A 16,851-nucleotide genomic window follows, 5' to 3' on the forward strand; every position below is an offset into this window, starting at 1 on the left:
TCAGGCGTCCGCGGGTTCTTTGGGCGGCAGCCAGGTCAGGCCGGGAACGCCCCACTTGTTCTTCTTGAGCATCTTCTTCGCCGCGCGCGCGTGGCGGCCGACGAGCCGGTCCAGGTAAATGAACCCGTCGAGGTGATCGGTCTCATGCTGCAGGCACCGCGCGAAGTAGCCGGTGCCCTCGACCTCGATCGGATTTCCCTCGACGTCGAAGCCGGTCACCTTCGCCCACGAGGCGCGCCCGGTCGGGTACGACTCGCCCGGGGCCGAGAGGCAGCCCTCCCAGTCGTCGTCCGGGTCCGGCATGGTCTCCGGGATCTCGGAGGTCTCGAGCTTCGGGTTGACCACCACGCCCTTGTGCTCGACGCCCTCGTCGTCCGGGCAGTCGTATACGAACACCCGCAGGTCGAGCCCGATCTGGTTGGCCGCGAGGCCGACGCCCTCGGCCGCGTACATGGTCTCGAACATGTCCTCGACGAGGGTGGCGAGTTTGTCGTCGAACTCGGTGATCTCGCGCGTGGGCTGGTGCAGCACGGGTTCGCCGGCGATGCAGATGGGGTGGACGGTCACGGACGCCGAGTTTAGTCGGACCCTTCTGGTACACCTGGATCGGACCGTGACGCGCCGTGTCGGATGCCCATGTCGAGCATGGGTTCCGTGGTTCAATGACGCCCGCGGAAGGACTGCCGACACCGATTGCGAGGACCGCATGGACGCCGCGGAGTCGATGGCTGAAAACCAGCCGTCGCCGCCGGAGAATGTCGGTGGCCTGACCGAACGCGAACTGGACATTCTCGCGTTCGAGCGGCAGTGGTGGCGCCACGCCGGGGCGAAGGAGAACGCCATCCGGGAGCGCTTCGGACTGTCCTCCACCCGTTACTACCAGTTGCTGAACACGCTGCTGGCCAAGCCGGAGGCCGTCGCGGCCGATCCGATGCTGGTCAAGCGGCTGCGCAAAACGCGCGCCGCCCGTCAGCGCAAACGCGGGGCCCGGCGGTTGGGGATCGAGCTGTCATGAGCGTCTTCTCGGGACTGTCCCGGCCGTTGAAGGCCGCGGGGGTCGCGCTGATCGGGGTAGCGGTCGTCGCCGCCGTCATCGGCGGGGTCACCGTGCTCAACACGAACGGCGACCAGAACGCCGGGCCGAGCACGTCCGGCGAGCCCAGCGCGCCCGGCGGATCGTCGTCCGCGCCGTCGTCGTCCTCGTCCTCGGCGCCCAGCTCCGCGCCGTCGTCGCCCGCCTCGTCGGCACCGGCCTCGTCGTCCGCTGCTTCGTCGGCGCCGGCGTCGGGCCAGCCAGGGCAGCCCGGCGGCCAGCCGGGCCAGCAGCCAGGGCAGCCGGGTCAGGCGGGTCCGGACCAGCAGGCCTCGAACAAGTGGGTCACCCTTCGGGTCTACAACAACTCGCTGATCAAGCACCTCGCCGAACAGGCCGCCGCCGACTTCCGCGGTTCGGGCTGGAACGTCGCCGAGGTCGGCAACTACTCGCAGGGCAACATCCCGACCACCACGGCCTACTTCCGGCCGGGCACCGACGAGGAAGCCGCCGCGAAACAGCTGGCCAAGGAGTTCGGCTTCCAGGCCCAGCCCCGGTTCGACGGCATCCAGAACTCGAGCCCGGGCGTCATAGTGATCATCACGAAGGACTACCGGCCCGGCGGCCACCAGGGCAGCTGACCCGGTTCGTGACAGCCCGCGCTACGGCGCGGGCTTTGTCATGTCTGCCGGGCCCGGCGCTCGGCTGCGCTCGAGGTACGTGAGGGGAACCCTGACGGAATCAGATTCCGTCAGGGTTCCCCTCACGTACAGCTCGGTCGCGGAGGCGTCCTCAGCGTTCCTGCTGCGCCTGCGCGTAAGCCTCCAGCGTCGCCAGCTGCGCGGCGTCCAGCGAGGGCCGCACCGCCTCGCGTGCCTTGTCCAGATGCGCCGCAGTCACCTCGCGTGCCTCCAGCGACTCGCGCATCGCGGTCAGCGCCGCCTCTCGGATCAGCGCGGCGCAGTCGGCGGCCGAGTAGCCCTCCAGGGCCGCCGCGGTGGCCGCGAGGTCCACATCGGACGCCATCGGGGTGTGCTTCGCCGTCGCGGCGAGGATCGCGGCGCGGGATTCGGCGTCCGGCGGCGGGACGTAGATCCGCCGCTCCAGCCGTCCGGGACGCAGCAGCGCCGGGTCGACCAGTTCCGGCCGGTTCGTCGCGCCCAGTACGACGACCTCGCGCATCGGCTCGACGCCGTCCAGTTCGGTGAGCAGCGCGGCGACCACGCGGTCGGCCACGCCGGAGTCGGACGACTGGCCGCGGCGCGGGGCGAGCGCGTCGATCTCGTCGAGGAAGATCAGCGAGGGGGCGGCGTCGGCGGCCCGGCGGAAGAGGTCGCGGACCGCGCGTTCCGATTCGCCGACCCATTTGTCCAGCAGTTCCGCGCCCTTGATCGCGAACACGTTTAGCGCGCCCGTGCCGGCGAGCGCCCGGACCAGGAACGTCTTGCCGCCGCCGGGCGGGCCATACAGCAGCACGCCGCGCGGCGGTTCGATGCCGAGCCGGGCGAACGAATCCGGGTAGCGCAGCGGCCACAGCACGGTCTCGGTGAGCGCTTCCTTGACCGACGTCATGTTGCCGACGTCGTCCAGCGTCAGGCCGCCGGTGGCCAGGTTGTCCGAAGTGGACAGCGAGATCGGCCGGACGGTGGCCAGCGCGTCGAGCAGGTCCTGCTGGGAGATCTTGGGTTCGTCCACGTCCCGCTGACGCAGCGCGGCCCGCAACGCCGCGTCGCGGCGCAGGGCGAGCAGGTCGGCGGCGACGAAACCGGGGGTCCGTTCGGCGAGCACGCCCAGGTCGGCACCGGATTCGACCGGCACGTCGCGGAGCAGGATCCGCAGCAGTTCGACGCGGGTTTTCGCTTCCGGCAGCGGCAAGCCCAGCTCGCGGTCGAGCAGGTCGGCCCCGCGCAGCCGCGGATCCACCGACTCGGCCCGCGCGGTCGTGGCGACTACCGCCAGCCTGTCCCGGCGCAGCGCGGCGCGCAGTTCCTCCAGGACCACTGTGGCCACCGGCGGCGGCTGCGTTGCCGGGAGCAGCGCGTCGATGTCGTTGATCAGCAGCACGCCGGGACCGTCGCCGTCAGCGGCCCGGTCGATGGCCTCGCGCAGCGAGCGGTGTGCCGCATTCGGTTCCAGCACCGCGATATTCGGCGCGGTCACCGACACCACGCGCACCTTCTCCGCCGCGGCGACCGCCCGCACCAGCGTCGCCTTGCCGACGCCCTCCGGTCCCGACAGCAGCACGCCCAGATGCGCGGAAGTGCCCAGTTTCGCCAGCAGCTCCGGCCGGTGGAACGCCAGATCGAACCACTCGGCCAGCTTGCGCGCCGCGCCCTCGGCCCCGACCAGATCGGCGACCGGCACCGGCTCGTCCAGCTCTTCCTCGCGGGCCTCGGTGACGACCTCTTCGACGATCTCCGCTTCGAGATAGTCCTCGGCGGCGGTGACAGCAGTGGTGCGAACGAGCGCGGTCGCGGAGCGCGTCGGCGGTTCGCTGGTCGGGGTGCCAGTGCGGGCGCCGTCCCGCCAGCTGACCACAGTGGACGGTCCAACCACGACGACGCCAGCCGGTTCCGTCGCCGTGACGGTCAGCAGCTCGTTCGTCCAGGTCGCCCCGATCACGCGGGACAGTTGTCCACGCACAGCGGCGACATCCGAGCCCGGCGCGGGCGCGAGGTCTTGCGGCAGCAGGGAAACGGCGTCGCCACGGGTCAAAACCTTGCCGGTGAGCGCGAGCCGCAACGTCTGCGGGGACACCGAAACCGACGCGAGCCGAGACCCGGACACAGTGACCGTGCGGGCAGCAGTCACCTCTGCTGGCGAGACGACAACCTCGCCGCCCTCCGCGACGCCGAGGTTCGACATGGTGACGTCATCGGTCAACACGACCCCCGGCGTCGCCTCCTCGGCGGCGGGCGCGGCCAATGCGGCACTGCGCCGCGCGCCGGTGAGGTGCACGGCGTCCCAGGCCCGCAGGCCGAGCGCGTCGAGCACTTCCGGGTGCAGCCGGACAACCCCCCGCCGCGCGTCGAGCGCGGACGGCGTGTGCCGGACGGTCAGGGTGATCTGCGGATCGCTCACCCTGCTCACCCTAATGAACCGGCGGGCGGTTATGCGCGAACGAAAGGCCGCTTACCGCGTTGCCGACCAGTCGCGGATCGCGGCGACGAACTCGCCGGGTGCGTCTGACTCCACGTAGAGGCCGACACCGTCGAGGGCCACCGTCTGGTGGTTCGGGAAGCACGCTTCCAAGCGTTCGCGCTCCCGCGGCCGGAAGCCGATCTGAGCGTTGCCCCACACGATCAAGGTCGGCAGGTCGGGAAGGTTGGCCTCGACCTCGGCGAAGAAAGCTCGGCTGGCGAGGAGGCGACGAGGCAGCACGCCGGACGCCTGGCGTCGCTCGGGCGTGTCCATCGCGCGGCGATAGTGGGCTGTCTCGGGCGCGGTCAGCTTCCGCTTCCGGTGGCCCATCGGGAGGAATGCCTTGACGACCAGGTTGAACTGCCGGGCCAGGAACCGGATCGGCGGTCCGCCCGCGATCCGGCCGAACGCCTCGAAGTACGGGTCGCCGTTGACCGGCCAGGCCCAGGCGTTGACGAGCACCAACCGGTCGAAGGCGTCCGGTCGACGCTCTGCGGCGGCGAGGCCGATCGGGCCGCCCCAGTCTTGGCCGACCAGGGTGACGCCGCTGAGATCGAGCGCGTCGACGAACTCGGTGACCACCTCGGCGTGTTCCTCGGGCAGATAGCGGTAGCCGGGCTTCGCGGTCGACAGCCCGAAACCCGGGTAGTCGAGAGCGACGCAGCGGAAGTCTTCCCGCAGGGCGCTGATCACGTCGCGCCAGAGGAACGACCAGGTTGGATTGCCGTGCAGGAGCAGCAGCGTGGGGCCCGAGCCTTCGTCGACGTAATGCACGGTGTGCCCGTCGATGTCCACGAAGCGGCTCTTGAACGGGAACAGATCGTCGTCGACCCAGGCGGGCCGTGCGCTCTCAGCCATCTCGGACCCCTCGACGCTATGCTTGAGGAAGCCAAGCGTACTTGAGATTGTCAAGCATGAGGAAATGATGCGCAGCTACGGCCAGTACTGCGGGCTCGCCCGGTCGCTCGAAATCGTCGGCGACCGGTGGAATCTGCTCATCGTCCGCCAGCTCTTGATCGGCCCCGCGCGCTACCGGGACCTGATCGACGGGCTCCCGGGCATCGCGACCAACCTGCTCGCCGACCGGCTCCGCGACCTCGAGACCGCGGGCGTGCTCGAGCGGCGGCTGGCGGACAAGGGCAGCGTGGTCGAGTACGCCCTCACGCCGTGGGGCGCCGAGCTGCGCGAACCGATCGAGAGCCTGATCCGCTGGTCCGCTCCGTTGATGATTCGCGGCCCCGAGGGCGACTCGTTCCGTCCCGAATGGCTCGCCCTCGCGCTTCCCGCGCTGCTCGACGCCCGGGTCAAGATCCGAACCGCGGCGACGGTGGGCATCGAGGTCGGCGGCGCGCCTTTCCAGCTCCGCGCGACGCGGTCGGGATTTGAGGTCGGCCCGCGGGACGGCAGCGATCTCGACGCCACCGTCCGCGCTGATCCGGCCTGCGCCCTCGGCCTCGCCGCGGGCGCGCTCGCACTCGACGACGCCCGTGCGCTCGGGATGATCGAGATCGACGGTGCTGAGTCTGTGGTCCGTGCTGTGTTTGGGATCTGACGAGGCCGGATTACCGGCGCCGGATGCCGATCCGACGCCAGCTCCGCCGCCGCTGCGTAGGTCCGGACGTGGCCGAGCTGTGGTCCCGTTCGCGCAGATTCCGGGTCCGCACCAGGTCCGAGTTCGTGCGCCGCACCGCGCGCATCGCCGCACCGGCGACTCGGCCCGAGGCCGGGCGCAACCGCAGCCGTCGGTGGCTGCGGGCCCGGCGGATCGCACGGCGTTCGCGCGGCGGCACTTCCCAGGCTTCCGGGTGTGCGGCGAGCCAGCGGTGCCGGTAGACCGAGTACGGGATGTGCAGCAGGTACAGCACCAGCGCGACCGCGAGCGCGGCCAGCGGGAACACGATGATCGCGGCGGCCAGCAGACCGACGCCCACCAGCAGCGGCGCGATCGCCTTCGCCGGGGCCTTCACCGTCTTGAGCGACAGCGTCGGGATGCGGCTGATCAGCAGCGCGGCGACCGCGATGGTCCAGATGAGCACCACGTACTGCTCGGACCACCAGCCCTCGCCCCACTGCAGCGTGGCGATCAGCGGCAGCATCGCGACCAGCCCGCCGGCCGGCGCGGGCACGCCGACGAAGAACTCGGCGGCGTACGGCGGCTGGTCGGTGTCGTCGAGCAGCGTGTTGAAGCGGGCGAGCCGCAGGATCATGCAGACCGCGAAGATCAGCGACGCGACCCAGCCGATGCGGTCGCCGTGCGCCTGCCAGACGTAGAGCACCAGCGCGGGCGCGACGCCGAACGAGATGCCGTCGGACAGCGAGTCGAGCTCGGCTCCCATTTTGGACGTCGCGTCGAGCAGCCGGGCGATGCGGCCGTCGAGGCTGTCGAGGACGGCGGCGATGCCGATCGAGCCGATCGCCATCGCGTAGTTGCCGGTGAGGGCGAACTGCACCGAGGAGAGTCCGGCGCAGAGCGCGAGCACGGTGATCGCGTTCGGCAGCAGCCGGACGCCCGGGGTGGTCACGCGGACCATGGTCAGCTTTCTCCCTGCGCAGGAAGTTCGGCGAGCACGGTTTCGCCGCCGACGGTCCGCTGGCCCTTGGCCACCACGACCCGGCTGCCTGGCGGCAGGTAAGTGTCGACGCGCGAGCCGAAGCGGATGATGCCGTAGGTCTCGCCCGCGGACACCTTGTCGCCCTCGCGGACGTCGCACCGGATGCGGCGCGCGACCAGTCCGGCGATCTGCACGACGACGAGCTCGTGGCCGTCGACGGTGTGCAGCACCAGCGAATTGCGCTCGTTGACCTCGCTCGCCTTGTCGAGGTCCGCGGAAAGGAACTTGCCCGGCTTGTACGCCACCTTCGAGATCACGCCCGCCGCCGGCGTGCGCTGGACGTGCACGTCGTAGACCGACAGGAACACGCTCACCCGCATCCGCGGTTCGGCGGGAAGGCCGAGCTCGGCGGGCGGGACCGCTTCCTCGATGAGCGAGACGGTGCCGTCGGCGGCCGAGATCGCGACGTTGTCGCGCACCGGGGGCACGCGCTTCGGCTCGCGGAAGAACGCCGTCATGCCCGCGGTGGCGAGCGCGCCGACCACGCCGAGGCGCTTGGAGAACCGGCGCAGCACGAACGTCGCGGCGAGGCCGCCGAACAGGAACGGCCGTCCAGCCGGGTGCATCGGCGGGAACGTCTCGCGGGCCAGCTGGACAGCGTGCGCGAGGGGGTTACCGGTGGGCTGGCCGCTCATGGGTCGAGTTCCCCGCTGTTCGTCTCGGTCGGTGTAAGGGTCCGATTTGGGCTTCCCCACGCTACCGCCCGCTTGCGGCGGACCGGGCGGCCCCTGGTCGTAAGGGTTGTCCCGGCGCGGGTGGGCGCGACCACAAACCGGTAACGACGCGTCGAACAATCCGATAACACCGGGTAGTTGACGCCGCTCGGGACCGGTGCCCGGGCCGACCTGGCGAGGGAGACGATGGCAGTACCCGATCTGCTCGCGCGGCTGTTGCGCGACTGGCGCCGGGATGTCCTCTCGGTGCCCGTTCCCCAGCTCGTCGACCCTGTTCACGCTGTTCGGCTCGTGCGGGACGCGGCCCGGGTGCATGCGTCCCCCGACGAAGCACGCACCCGGGCGCGGAACGGATCAGTTTAGCCCGTCGCCCAGGTGTTCTGACAGATCGTCGGGAAACCGTTACCAACGGTCACGATCGCGCCGGCTCGCGGTCGCGGCGCTGACCAGCCGCAACACGAGCAGCAGCACGATCGCGCCGAGGATGGCGACGCCGAAGCTCGGGAAATCGAACTCGAAGTGTTGCTGCTCACCGGTCGCGAGCCGGTAGATGAAGCCGCCGAGCGCCGCCCCGACCACGCCGACCAGCACGCTGACGAGGCAGCCCTGCCGCTGCCGTTCCCGGCCGCCGACCACGAGGTTCGCGATCCAGCCGACCAGCGCGCCGAAGACGATCCACAGGATGATGCCCATGCCCGCGAGGATACCTGCGGGCTATTGCACAAGAGTTGTTGTACAACTACTCTTGTGCATTATGGAAGTCCGCGATTCCCAGGTCCTGGCCGCGATGTCGCATCCGCTGCGCCGCCGCCTGCTGGACGTGCTGAAGCTCGACGGCCCGGCCACCGCGTCGGTGCTCGCGGAGAAAACCGGGCAGGCGGTGGGCAATGTGAGCCACCACCTGAAGGTGCTTTCCGGGGCCGGTTTGGTGGTCGAAGCGCCGGAACTGGCGCGGGACCGGCGGGAGCGATGGTGGCGGCGTCCGTCGGGCACGTTGTCGTGGGCCACTTCGGACTTCGCCGGAGATCCGGTGGCGGAGGTCGCGGAGACGGTGAGCCTCGATCGGCAGATGACGTTGTCGCGGGGCTGGCTTTCGGAAATGGAGACGGCACCGGAGGAATGGCGCGATGCGTGGTTCTCCTCTGATGCGTGGATGCGGTTGACGCCTGCGGAATTGGCGGAGTTGAACGATCGGATTTTCGCGCTGTTCGAGGAGTTCGGGGCTAAAGCGGCGGCGGATCCTTCGACGGAACGGGAGCCGGTTTTCGTGTTTGGGCGTGGTTTCAGAGCGCAGCCGTGAGGGGTGCCGCGTTCCGTCTCTTGTGGACTGGGCAGACGGTCAGCACGGTCGGTAGCGCGGTGGCCAGTGCGTCGGTTCCGTTGGTGGCTTTGCTGGTGCTGCACGCCTCGACGTTCGAGGTTGCTTCACTTACCGCGGCCGCTTGGATCCCCTGGCTCGCCGTGGGTTTGCCTGCGGGCGCTTGGGTCGACCGGTGGCCTAAACGGCGGGTGATGCTGGTCTGCGACGTCATCCAGCTGGCGGCTTTCCTTGCTGTGCCTGTTTCGTGGGCTTTCGGTTTTCTTTCCTTTGCGCTGCTCTTGGCCGCGGCTTTGGTCGGCGGGTTCGCCAAAGTCTTCTTTTCCCTCGCTTATCGGGCTTTCCTCCCGTCCGTTGTGGACGATGCGGACTTATTGGGAGCCAACGTCCGGCTCCAGGGCGCGGAGTCCGCGGCGCAAGTGGGCGGTCCGGGTTTGGCCGGACTGCTGGCTTCCGCGTTCGGGCCGGTCAGCGGTGTGCTCGTGGATGCGTTGAGCTTCGGGTTTTCCGCGCTGTGTCTGGGTTTCCTGCGGGCGGACGAGCCGCCTCCGCGTCCGCGAAAGCGGTTGCGCACCGAAATCGCCGAAGGAATGCGAATCGTGGCGCGGGACTCTTACCTGCGGGTCCTGGTCCTGTCGGGCGGGGTCGCGAACCTTGCCCTGAACGGGTTTTATGCGGTGGCCGTGGTCTTCCTGGTCGACGATTTGGGCCAGGGCCCGGTGGCCGTCGGGCTTGTGCTCGCCCTAGGCGAGGTAGGCGGGGTGCTAGGCGCGACGCTGGTGAGCCGAGTCGCCCGACGGACCGGCACGGCGTGGGGTTTCCTGTGGTGCGAGGCACTGGTGGTACCTGCGATGCTGCTCGGCCCTCTCGCCCAGCCGGGGTGGGGTCTGACGCTGTTCGTTCTCGCCGGAGCCGGCATCGCGGCGGGGGTGGTGGGGTCGAACGTGCTGGGCGCGACCTTTCGGCAGCGGTATTGCCCGCGCCATCTCTACGGACGGATCAGCGCGAGCTCGTCGATGGTCAACTACGGCACGATCCCGTTGGGTGCCTTGGCGGGCGGGGCACTCGGACAGGCGGCCGGGGTGCGGGTGGCGATGTTCGCGATGGTGGGCGTTCAGCTGGCTTCACTGGGGGTGCTGCTGCTGGGTCCGTTGCGGCGGGAGCGGGACTTTCCCCAAGTCGCGCTTGCTGTGGACAACCCGGTCGAAGGGGCTGGGGTTGTCGGTGGGGGCGGATAGACTGGACAAGGGCCGTCCCCCAGAGGAGGGCGGGGGCTGCGTTGGCGGGGGCTGCGTTGGCGGGGGCTGCGTTGGCGGGGGCTGCGTTGGCGGGGGCTGCGTTGGCGGGGGCTGCGTTGGCGGGGGCTGCGTGTCTGGCGCGAGGGTGGCGATGTTCGGCATGCAGTTGGCTTCGCCGGAGGTGCCGTTGCTGGGTCCATTGCGGCGGAAGCCGGACTTTCCCCAAGTCGCGCTTGCTGTGGACAACCCGGTCGAAGGGGCTGGGGTTGTCGGTGGGGGCGGATAGACTGGACAAGGGCCGTCCCCCAGAGGAGGGCGGGGGTTGCGCCCCTCCTCGCGGGGCTGGACGGCGGAGAACGTCTGGCGTGCAGAATCCGGTTGCTGCGCGGCGAAACGCGGCACCGAGTCGCGAGCGTGGCGCCCTTTGACGCAGGAACGTCAAAGGGCGATCGCCAGCACAAGGCCGCCCACCCGCGAAACAGTTGGAGTCAGCAAAAGCCGCCCAGCCAGAACTAAAGCAGCAGCACCTCGACCTCATCCCCCTCCGAAGCCGCCGAAACCTCCTCCGGCAAGACAATCAAGCAATTGGCCTGCGTAAACGCCGCCAGCAAATGCGATCCCGGCCCACCGCGCGGCCCGACCACCCCGGTTACCTCGCCGAGCACCGGCGTGAAGAACCCCCGTCGATACTGCCGCCGTCCGGCCGGGGAGGGCATGTCCTCCGTCAACCGCGCGCGCACCCGTCGGCGGTCCACGTCCGTATGGCCCATCGCCGACAGCACCGCCGGGCGCAGGAACGCCTCGAACGACACCAGCACGCTCACCGGATTCCCCGGCAGCGTCACCACTGGCACGCCGTTCCACCGGCCGCATCCCTGCGGTCCGCCTGGCTGCATCGCGATCTTCTGGAATTCCACGCCCTGCCCGGTCAGCGCGTCCTTCACGACCTCGTACGCGCCCGCCGACACCCCGCCCGACGTGATCAGCAGGTCTGCCGCTTCCAGTCGCGGTTCGATGATCTTGCGGAATTCCGCCACGTCGTCGACCACGCTGCGCACGACCTCGACCTGGCAGCCGAGCTCCCGCAGCGCCGCCGCCAGCATCACGCTGTTCGACTCGTAGATTTGCCCGTGCTGCAACGGGTTCGGGGCTTCCACCAGCTCCGTGCCGGTCGACACCACCAGCACCGACAGCGGCCGGTACACCTCGAGCTCCGCCAAGCCGACCGCCGCGGCGAGGCCCAGGTGTGCGTGGCTCAGCACGGTGCCCGCGTGCAGCGCGATTGTCCCCTTCGTGACGTCCTCGCCCGTCCGGCGGATGTGGTTGCCGACGGTGGCCGCGCGGGAGATCTGGACTTCCGCCGTGCCGCGGTCGGTGTCCTCGACCATCACGATCGCGTCCGCGCCCGGCGGCAGCGGCGCGCCGGTCATGATCCGCTGAGCGGTACCCGATTCGAGCGGTTTGACGTCGACCCGTCCGGCCGGGATGTCGTCGGCCACTGGGAGCGTCACCGGCACCTCGGCGACGTCCGCGGCGCGCACGGCGTACCCGTCCATCGCGGAGTTGTCGAACGGCGGCAGCGCCACCCCGGCGAGCACGTCGCGGGCCAGGACGAGCCCGGCCGCATCAGCGACTGGAACAGTACGAACAGGCGCGCGGCCGAGCAGTTCGGTCACGGTCTCGCGGTAGGCGTCGACAGAGATCACGCGGACCATCCTCCCTCTTGCTGCCCGTCGTGCAACACTCTCCCGGCACAAGCCGGGGAGTACGGGGAGAGTTCTCATGCAGTTTCTGGTCCGCAACCAGCCCGGGCGCGCCGCGCTCGCGACGCCCCGCTGACATGCGCGTCCACACCAGGCACACGCCGGGGTTCGGCGTCGCCCGCGTGCTGCTCGCCCCCGGCGAAGCCGTGCAGGCGGCCGCGGAATCGTTGCTGGCCAGCAGCTTCAACGTGGCCGAGACGAACCAGAACCGCGGCCGCAAGGGCGGTCGTTCGGTGTTCACCGCGCCCGCCGACGGCGGCTGGGTCGACCTCGCCCCGCTCGGGCCCGGCGACGTCTACCCGCTCGAGCTCACCGGGTCCACCGGCTGGTCGGTGCACCGCGAGGGCGTCCTCGCCCGGCCGAGCACGGTCCGCGTCGACCAGAACTGGGCCCCGCTGCAGCAGTTGTTCGGCGCCGATTCCGGGTTCCTCGAGCACTACAGCGGCCGCGGCCCGCTCCTGCTCACCGCGCCCGGTCCGGTCGACTCGTTCGACCTCGGCCGCGGCGAGATCGTCACCGTGCGCCCGGACTATCTCCTCGCCTATCCCGACACCGTGCAATGCCGGTTGCGCGCTCTCGACCCGAGCGGTCCGCAATCACTGCGCACGGGCGAAGGACTCGTCCTCGATTTCGCCGGACCGGGAACCGTGCTCGTCCAATCGCGCAATCGGCGAGCAGCGCAGGCGTAAGGGGAATCTGCCGATTACCCCATTGCCGGGAGCGCTGATTCCGGTAGCGTGAACTCCACTTCGCACGCTGATGGACAGCGGATTCTTGTCCCGAGGGAGGGCGCCGTGGCAGTCGGCACCGTCAAGTGGTTCAACTCGGAAAAGGGCTACGGGTTCATCGAATCCCCCGAAGGTCCGGACGTCTTCGTCCACTATTCGGCCATCCAGGCCGACGGATTCCGCACCCTCGACGAGGGCGATCGCGTGGAGTTCGAAGTCCAGTCCGGCCGCGACGGCAGAAGCCAGGCCGCGGACGTCCGCAAGGTCTAGCGAGGCAGGTCCGCTGACCGGTTGGGCGAACCGGCAGTGGCAGCGGATACCGGCGCGTTAAGCTGCGCTGCGTGACAGGCGATGTGTCGGGGGACCTCACCGGTCGCCAGCTGGGCCACTACCGCATCGACTCGGTGCTCGGCAAGGGCGGCATGTCCGTGACCTACCAGGCCACGGACACGCGGCTCGGCCGCAAGGTGGCGCTGAAGGTCATCGGCGACCACCTCGGCGCGGACGCCGAGTTCCGCGAACGGTTCGTCGACGAGGCCCGCAACACCTCCGCGATCGACCACGCCAACGTCGTCCCGCTGTACGACTTCGGCGAACTCGAGGGCATGCTCTACATCGCCATGCGGATGGTCGACGGCGGCGACCTCGCCGGCCTCATGTCCGCGGGCCCGATCAGCCCGTCCCGCGCGCTCAGCCTGCTCGACCAGGTCGCCGACGCCCTCGACACGCTGCACAACCACGGCCTCGTGCACCTCGACGTCAAACCGGCCAACGTCCTCGTCACCAGCCGCGAGACCTCCCGCGAGCACGTCTACGTCGCCGACTTCGGCCTCACCCGCCGCGGCGCCACCGGCCACCGCACGCGCGGCGGCGACTTCCTCGGCTCGCCTACCTACGCCGCCCCGGAACACCTGCGCGGCGAACCGCTCGACGGCCGCACCGACCAGTACGCCCTCACCTGCGTCCTGTTCGCCTGCCTGACCGGCAACCCGCCGTTCCGCGGCGACGTCCCCACCGTCATCAAGGGCCACCTCGGCGGGGAACCGCCGTCGGTGGCGAGCGTGGTCGCGCTCCCGGCCGCCGTCGACGACGTCATCCGCAAGGGCATGGCGAAAAACCCCAACGACCGCTACCCGAACTGCGTCGCGATGATCGCCGCGGCCAGGGTCGCGCTCGGCCCGCTCGCGACGTCGGACACCCCGCCGGGCCCCGCCCGGCCGAACGGACTTCCGGAGGCGGGCATGCAGCAAGGACCAGGCGGACCCGGTGGACCTGGAACCGGCGGGCAGGGCGGCCCTGGTGCCAACGGTCCCGCCGGTGCTGGCGGACCCGGTGCCGGTGGACCTGCTGGGCCAGGCGGTCCCGGTGGACCGGGCGCCCAGCCAGGCGGACCCGGAGCCGCGGGCCAGGGCGGCCAGGGAAACCCCGGCGGCTGGGGCGCTCCGCAACCTGGCCAACAACCCGGCCAGCAAGCGGGCTACCCGGCCCAAGGCGGCTACGGCGGCCCTGCCGGTTACGGCAACCAGCCCCCGCCCGGTTATCCAGCACAGCCCGGCCAGCAGCAACCCGGTCAGCCCGGCCAGCCACAACTCGGCCAGCCAGGTCAGCAGCAACCCGGCCAACCCGGCCAACCCGGCCAACCCGGGCAGCCTGGTCAACCCGGTCAACAGGGCTACCCCGGCCAACCCCCGGCAGGCCCCCCGCCGGGCTACAGCGGCTACCCGGGCCAGCCCGGCCCCGGACAGCAAGGCCCGCCGCCCGGCTACGGCGGTTACCCGAACCAGCCCGGCTACCCCGCCCAGCCCAACCAGCAGGGCCATCCGAACCAGGCCTTCGGCGACCCGATGCGGCTGCGCCCGCCGTCCCCGGCGGGCGGCGCGGGCGCGTTCGAAAAGCAGCCCAAGAGCGGCGGCCTGAAGTGGCTGTGGATCGCGCTGGGCCTGCTCGTCGTGGCCGGGCTCGTCGTCGGCGGGATCTTCCTCTTCAGCGGGGACGACAACGGCACCGGCGGGACCGCTCCGGCGTCCTCGGCTCCCAACATCCCGGTCGGTCCCGGCGGCTCGAAGTCGGCCGGTCCGTCGTCGCTGCGCCCGCCGCCGTCGTCGATCCACATCCAGCCGAGCCACTGACCAGGCCGACCTGCTGCGGAAGTGCACCGACGCTGACCTGCGCTCCTTGCACTCGACCCCGGAGAGTGCTAAACACGGCATTGGCACTCGACGCCGTCGAGTGCTAGGCGAGCGGTCACCGACCGCCTGCCTGAAGGTCGGGACGGTGAGGCTGACCCACCGGTCAGTCGTCCGTCGCGGGCACCGAGCCTGGCCGAGGACGTGTCCTGCTGCCGCCGCTGGAGACAGCGCGGCGGTAGCGCCCAATACCGGAGGACCACACCGCAATGGCCAAACTGATCGCGTTCGACGAGGACGCCCGCCGCGGTCTTGAGCGCGGCTTGAACACCCTCGCCGAAGCCGTCAAGGTGACCCTCGGCCCGCGGGGCCGGAACGTCGTGCTCGAAAAGAAGTGGGGCGCGCCGACGATCACCAACGACGGTGTCTCCATCGCCAAGGAGATCGAGCTCGAGGACCCGTGGGAGAAGATCGGGGCCGAGCTCGTCAAGGAAGTTGCCAAGAAGACCGACGACGTCGCGGGCGACGGCACCACCACCGCCACCGTGCTCGCCCAGGCGCTCGTGCGCGAGGGCCTGCGCAACGTCGCGGCCGGCGCCGACCCGATCTCGCTGAAGCGCGGCATCGAGGCGGCCGTCGAGGCCATCACCGAGCAGCTGCACAAGGCCGCCGTCCAGATCGAGACCAAGGAGCAGATCGCTGCTACCGCCTCGATCTCGGCCGCTGACCGCACCATCGGCGAGCTGATCGCCGAGGCGCTGGACAAGGTCGGCAAGGAAGGCGTCGTCACCGTCGAGGAGAGCAACACCTTCGGGCTCGAGCTTGAGCTCACCGAGGGCATGCGCTTCGACAAGGGCTACGTGTCCGGTTACTTCGTGACCGACCCGGAGCGCCAGGAAGCCGAGCTGGAGGACCCGTACGTCCTGCTCTTCGGTTCCAAGATCTCCAACGTCAAGGACGTCCTGCCGCTGCTGGAGAAGGTCATCCAGTCCGGCAAGCCGCTCCTGATCATCGCCGAGGACGTCGAGGGCGAAGCCCTGGCGACCCTGGTCGTCAACAAGATCCGCGGCACCTTCAAGTCCGTCGCCGTCAAGGCCCCGGGCTTCGGCGACCGCCGCAAGGCGATCCTGCAGGACATCGCGATCCTGACCGGCGGCCAGGTCATCTCCGAGGACGTCGGCCTCAAGCTGGAGAACGCGGACCTGTCGCTGCTGGGCCGCGCCCGCAAGGCCGTCATCACCCGTGACGAGACCACCATCGTCGAGGGTGCGGGCGACGCCGACCAGATCCAGGGTCGCGTCAACCAGATCCGCGCGGAGATCGAGAACTCCGACTCGGACTACGACCGCGAGAAGCTGCAGGAGCGGCTCGCGAAGCTGGCCGGCGGCGTGGCCGTCATCAAGGCCGGCGCCGCGACCGAGGTCGAGCTGAAGGAGCGCAAGCACCGCATCGAGGACGCGGTGCGCAACGCCAAGGCCGCCGTGGAAGAGGGCATCGTCGCCGGCGGTGGCGTGGCCCTGATCCAGGCTGCCGAGGCCGCTTTCGCGGGCCTGAAGCTGACCGGTGACGAGGCCACTGGCGCGAACATCGTCAAGGTCGCCGTCGAGGCTCCGCTCAAGCAGATCGCGATCAACGCCGGTCTCGAGGGCGGCGTCGTGGCGGAGAAGGTCAAGTCCCTCCCGCAGGGCCACGGCCTCAACGCCGCCACCGGCGAGTACGAGGACCTGCTCGCGGCCGGCGTGCCGGACCCGACGAAGGTCACCCGCTCCGCGCTGCAGAACGCCGCTTCCATCGCGGCGCTGTTCCTGACCACCGAGGCTGTCGTCGCGGACAAGCCGGAGAAGGCTTCCGCCGCTCCGGCCGACCCGTCCGGCGGCATGGGTGGCATGGACTTCTGAGTTCGGCTGCTTTTCCGGCGAAGCCCGGTTCACCCTCGCGGTGGGCCGGGCTTCGCCCGTTCCCGGCTCAGTCTTCCGGAGTCAGGACGGCAGCGGCGGCGTAGACCGGCAGGATCACGCCCGCCGAGAGCACGGCGCCGGCGACCGCGGCGATGCGCACCATCGAGGGGTCGACGTTGAGGTAGTTGGCCCATCCGCCGCACACGCCGGTGAGCATGCGGTCGGAGCGGCTGCGGAAGATCTTCTTGGCCGGTGCGGCCTGCACGTTGTCCGTCATGCCAGCAATACTCCGCGACCGGGCCGCCCCGCACATCCGGGAT

Annotated in this window: 17 protein-coding genes; 9 read left to right on the forward strand and 8 right to left on the reverse strand. The window is 70.3% G+C overall.

From position 1 onward, the window contains the following. A complete protein-coding gene (locus tag FKO37_RS07205; protein ID WP_043827268.1) occupies nt 1-567 on the reverse strand; it encodes a peptide deformylase in 567 nt (188 codons plus the stop codon). A 139-nt stretch (nt 568-706) separates the two neighbouring features. Between FKO37_RS07205 and FKO37_RS07210 the strand changes: the two genes are divergently transcribed. Together FKO37_RS07210 and FKO37_RS07215 are read left to right on the forward strand one after the other, a co-directional pair. Next, nucleotides 707-1,015 (forward strand): DUF3263 domain-containing protein, encoded by a 309-nt coding sequence (locus FKO37_RS07210; protein WP_037807914.1) that lies wholly within the window; start codon nt 707-709, stop codon nt 1,013-1,015. Next, entirely contained in the window at nt 1,012-1,674 is a 663-nt protein-coding gene (locus FKO37_RS07215; RefSeq protein WP_238604040.1) for a LytR C-terminal domain-containing protein, read from the forward strand. Before FKO37_RS07210 ends, FKO37_RS07215 begins: the two co-directional genes overlap by 4 nt. A gap of 151 nt (nt 1,675-1,825) precedes the next feature. On the opposite strand, the gene FKO37_RS07220 is transcribed toward FKO37_RS07215, so the two are convergent. After that, nucleotides 1,826-4,114 carry an AAA family ATPase gene (locus FKO37_RS07220; RefSeq protein WP_238604041.1) on the reverse strand — a complete coding sequence of 763 codons (2,289 nt, stop codon included), beginning with the start codon at nt 4,112-4,114 and terminating at the stop codon, nt 1,826-1,828. Between the two features lie 51 nt (nt 4,115-4,165). Then, a complete protein-coding gene (locus tag FKO37_RS07225) occupies nt 4,166-5,032 on the reverse strand; it encodes an alpha/beta fold hydrolase (RefSeq protein WP_238604042.1) in 867 nt (288 codons plus the stop codon). 64 nt (nt 5,033-5,096) lie between these two features. Here FKO37_RS07225 and FKO37_RS07230 point away from each other — a divergent pair, with 64 nt between their 5' ends. Beyond that, a complete protein-coding gene (locus tag FKO37_RS07230; RefSeq protein ID WP_238604043.1) occupies nt 5,097-5,726 on the forward strand; it encodes a helix-turn-helix domain-containing protein in 630 nt (209 codons plus the stop codon). 10 nt (nt 5,727-5,736) lie between these two features. Here the strand turns inward: FKO37_RS07230 and pssA are convergent, their stop codons facing one another. The 3 genes from pssA to FKO37_RS07245 all read right to left on the reverse strand — a co-directional run bounded on the left by pssA (nt 5,737) and on the right by FKO37_RS07245 (nt 8,153). Then, nucleotides 5,737-6,705 carry a CDP-diacylglycerol--serine O-phosphatidyltransferase gene (gene pssA / locus FKO37_RS07235; protein WP_037807905.1) on the reverse strand — a complete coding sequence of 323 codons (969 nt, stop codon included), beginning with the start codon at nt 6,703-6,705 and terminating at the stop codon, nt 5,737-5,739. 2 nt (nt 6,706-6,707) lie between these two features. Then, a complete protein-coding gene (locus tag FKO37_RS07240) occupies nt 6,708-7,421 on the reverse strand; it encodes a phosphatidylserine decarboxylase (RefSeq protein ID WP_037807903.1) in 714 nt (237 codons plus the stop codon). 441 nt (nt 7,422-7,862) lie between these two features. Further along, nucleotides 7,863-8,153: a GlsB/YeaQ/YmgE family stress response membrane protein gene (locus tag FKO37_RS07245; protein ID WP_037807900.1), complete on the reverse strand. Its 291-nt coding sequence runs from the start codon at nt 8,151-8,153 to the stop codon at nt 7,863-7,865. A gap of 61 nt (nt 8,154-8,214) precedes the next feature. Here FKO37_RS07245 and FKO37_RS07250 point away from each other — a divergent pair, with 61 nt between their 5' ends. Further along, nucleotides 8,215-8,760 (forward strand): helix-turn-helix transcriptional regulator, encoded by a 546-nt coding sequence (locus FKO37_RS07250; RefSeq protein ID WP_043827274.1) that lies wholly within the window; start codon nt 8,215-8,217, stop codon nt 8,758-8,760. Further along, on the forward strand, nt 8,757-10,016 hold the full coding sequence (locus FKO37_RS07255; RefSeq protein WP_238604044.1) for an MFS transporter: 1,260 nt from the start codon (nt 8,757-8,759) through the stop codon (nt 10,014-10,016). Before FKO37_RS07250 ends, FKO37_RS07255 begins: the two co-directional genes overlap by 4 nt. Before the next feature lie 512 nt (nt 10,017-10,528). Here the strand turns inward: FKO37_RS07255 and glp are convergent. Continuing rightward, entirely contained in the window at nt 10,529-11,722 is a 1,194-nt protein-coding gene (glp, locus tag FKO37_RS07260) for a gephyrin-like molybdotransferase Glp (RefSeq protein WP_107050886.1), read from the reverse strand. A 134-nt stretch (nt 11,723-11,856) separates the two neighbouring features. Between glp and FKO37_RS07265 the strand changes: the two genes are divergently transcribed. From FKO37_RS07265 to groL, 4 genes are all read left to right on the forward strand, one after another. Next, nucleotides 11,857-12,468 carry an AIM24 family protein gene (locus FKO37_RS07265; protein ID WP_037807890.1) on the forward strand — a complete coding sequence of 204 codons (612 nt, stop codon included), beginning with the start codon at nt 11,857-11,859 and terminating at the stop codon, nt 12,466-12,468. Nucleotides 12,469-12,573: 105 nt separating this feature from the next. Further along, on the forward strand, nt 12,574-12,777 hold the full coding sequence (locus tag FKO37_RS07270; protein WP_009083993.1) for a cold-shock protein: 204 nt from the start codon (nt 12,574-12,576) through the stop codon (nt 12,775-12,777). 83 nt (nt 12,778-12,860) lie between these two features. Next, complete coding sequence (locus tag FKO37_RS07275) at nt 12,861-14,636, forward strand: serine/threonine-protein kinase (protein ID WP_374204454.1); 1,776 nt, start codon at nt 12,861-12,863, stop codon at nt 14,634-14,636. A gap of 266 nt (nt 14,637-14,902) precedes the next feature. Continuing rightward, entirely contained in the window at nt 14,903-16,531 is a 1,629-nt protein-coding gene (gene groL, locus FKO37_RS07280) for a chaperonin GroEL (protein WP_037807888.1), read from the forward strand. A 67-nt stretch (nt 16,532-16,598) separates the two neighbouring features. Here the strand turns inward: groL and FKO37_RS07285 are convergent, their stop codons facing one another. Further along, nucleotides 16,599-16,808 (reverse strand): PspC domain-containing protein, encoded by a 210-nt coding sequence (locus FKO37_RS07285; RefSeq protein WP_037807882.1) that lies wholly within the window; start codon nt 16,806-16,808, stop codon nt 16,599-16,601. Between the last annotated feature and the right edge of the window lie 43 nt (nt 16,809-16,851).

This window comes from Amycolatopsis sp. Poz14 (assembly GCF_006704225.1).
Lineage (GTDB): Bacteria > Actinomycetota > Actinomycetes > Mycobacteriales > Pseudonocardiaceae > Amycolatopsis > Amycolatopsis nivea.

Bases quoted from the DNA above. Each gene is read 5' to 3' on its own strand.
- FKO37_RS07210 (WP_037807914.1), top strand. From the start codon at position 707: ATGGACGCCGCGGAGTCGATGGCTGAAAACCAGCCGTCGCCGCCGGAG.
- FKO37_RS07215 (WP_238604040.1), top strand. From the start codon at position 1,012: ATGAGCGTCTTCTCGGGACTGTCCCGGCCGTTGAAGGCCGCGGGGGTC.
- FKO37_RS07225 (WP_238604042.1), bottom strand. From the start codon at position 5,032: ATGGCTGAGAGCGCACGGCCCGCCTGGGTCGACGACGATCTGTTCCCG.
- FKO37_RS07230 (WP_238604043.1), top strand. From the start codon at position 5,097: ATGATGCGCAGCTACGGCCAGTACTGCGGGCTCGCCCGGTCGCTCGAA.
- pssA (WP_037807905.1), bottom strand. From the start codon at position 6,705: ATGGTCCGCGTGACCACCCCGGGCGTCCGGCTGCTGCCGAACGCGATC.
- FKO37_RS07240 (WP_037807903.1), bottom strand. From the start codon at position 7,421: ATGAGCGGCCAGCCCACCGGTAACCCCCTCGCGCACGCTGTCCAGCTG.
- FKO37_RS07245 (WP_037807900.1), bottom strand. From the start codon at position 8,153: ATGGGCATCATCCTGTGGATCGTCTTCGGCGCGCTGGTCGGCTGGATC.
- FKO37_RS07250 (WP_043827274.1), top strand. From the start codon at position 8,215: ATGGAAGTCCGCGATTCCCAGGTCCTGGCCGCGATGTCGCATCCGCTG.
- FKO37_RS07265 (WP_037807890.1), top strand. From the start codon at position 11,857: ATGCGCGTCCACACCAGGCACACGCCGGGGTTCGGCGTCGCCCGCGTG.
- groL (WP_037807888.1), top strand. From the start codon at position 14,903: ATGGCCAAACTGATCGCGTTCGACGAGGACGCCCGCCGCGGTCTTGAG.
- FKO37_RS07285 (WP_037807882.1), bottom strand. From the start codon at position 16,808: ATGACGGACAACGTGCAGGCCGCACCGGCCAAGAAGATCTTCCGCAGC.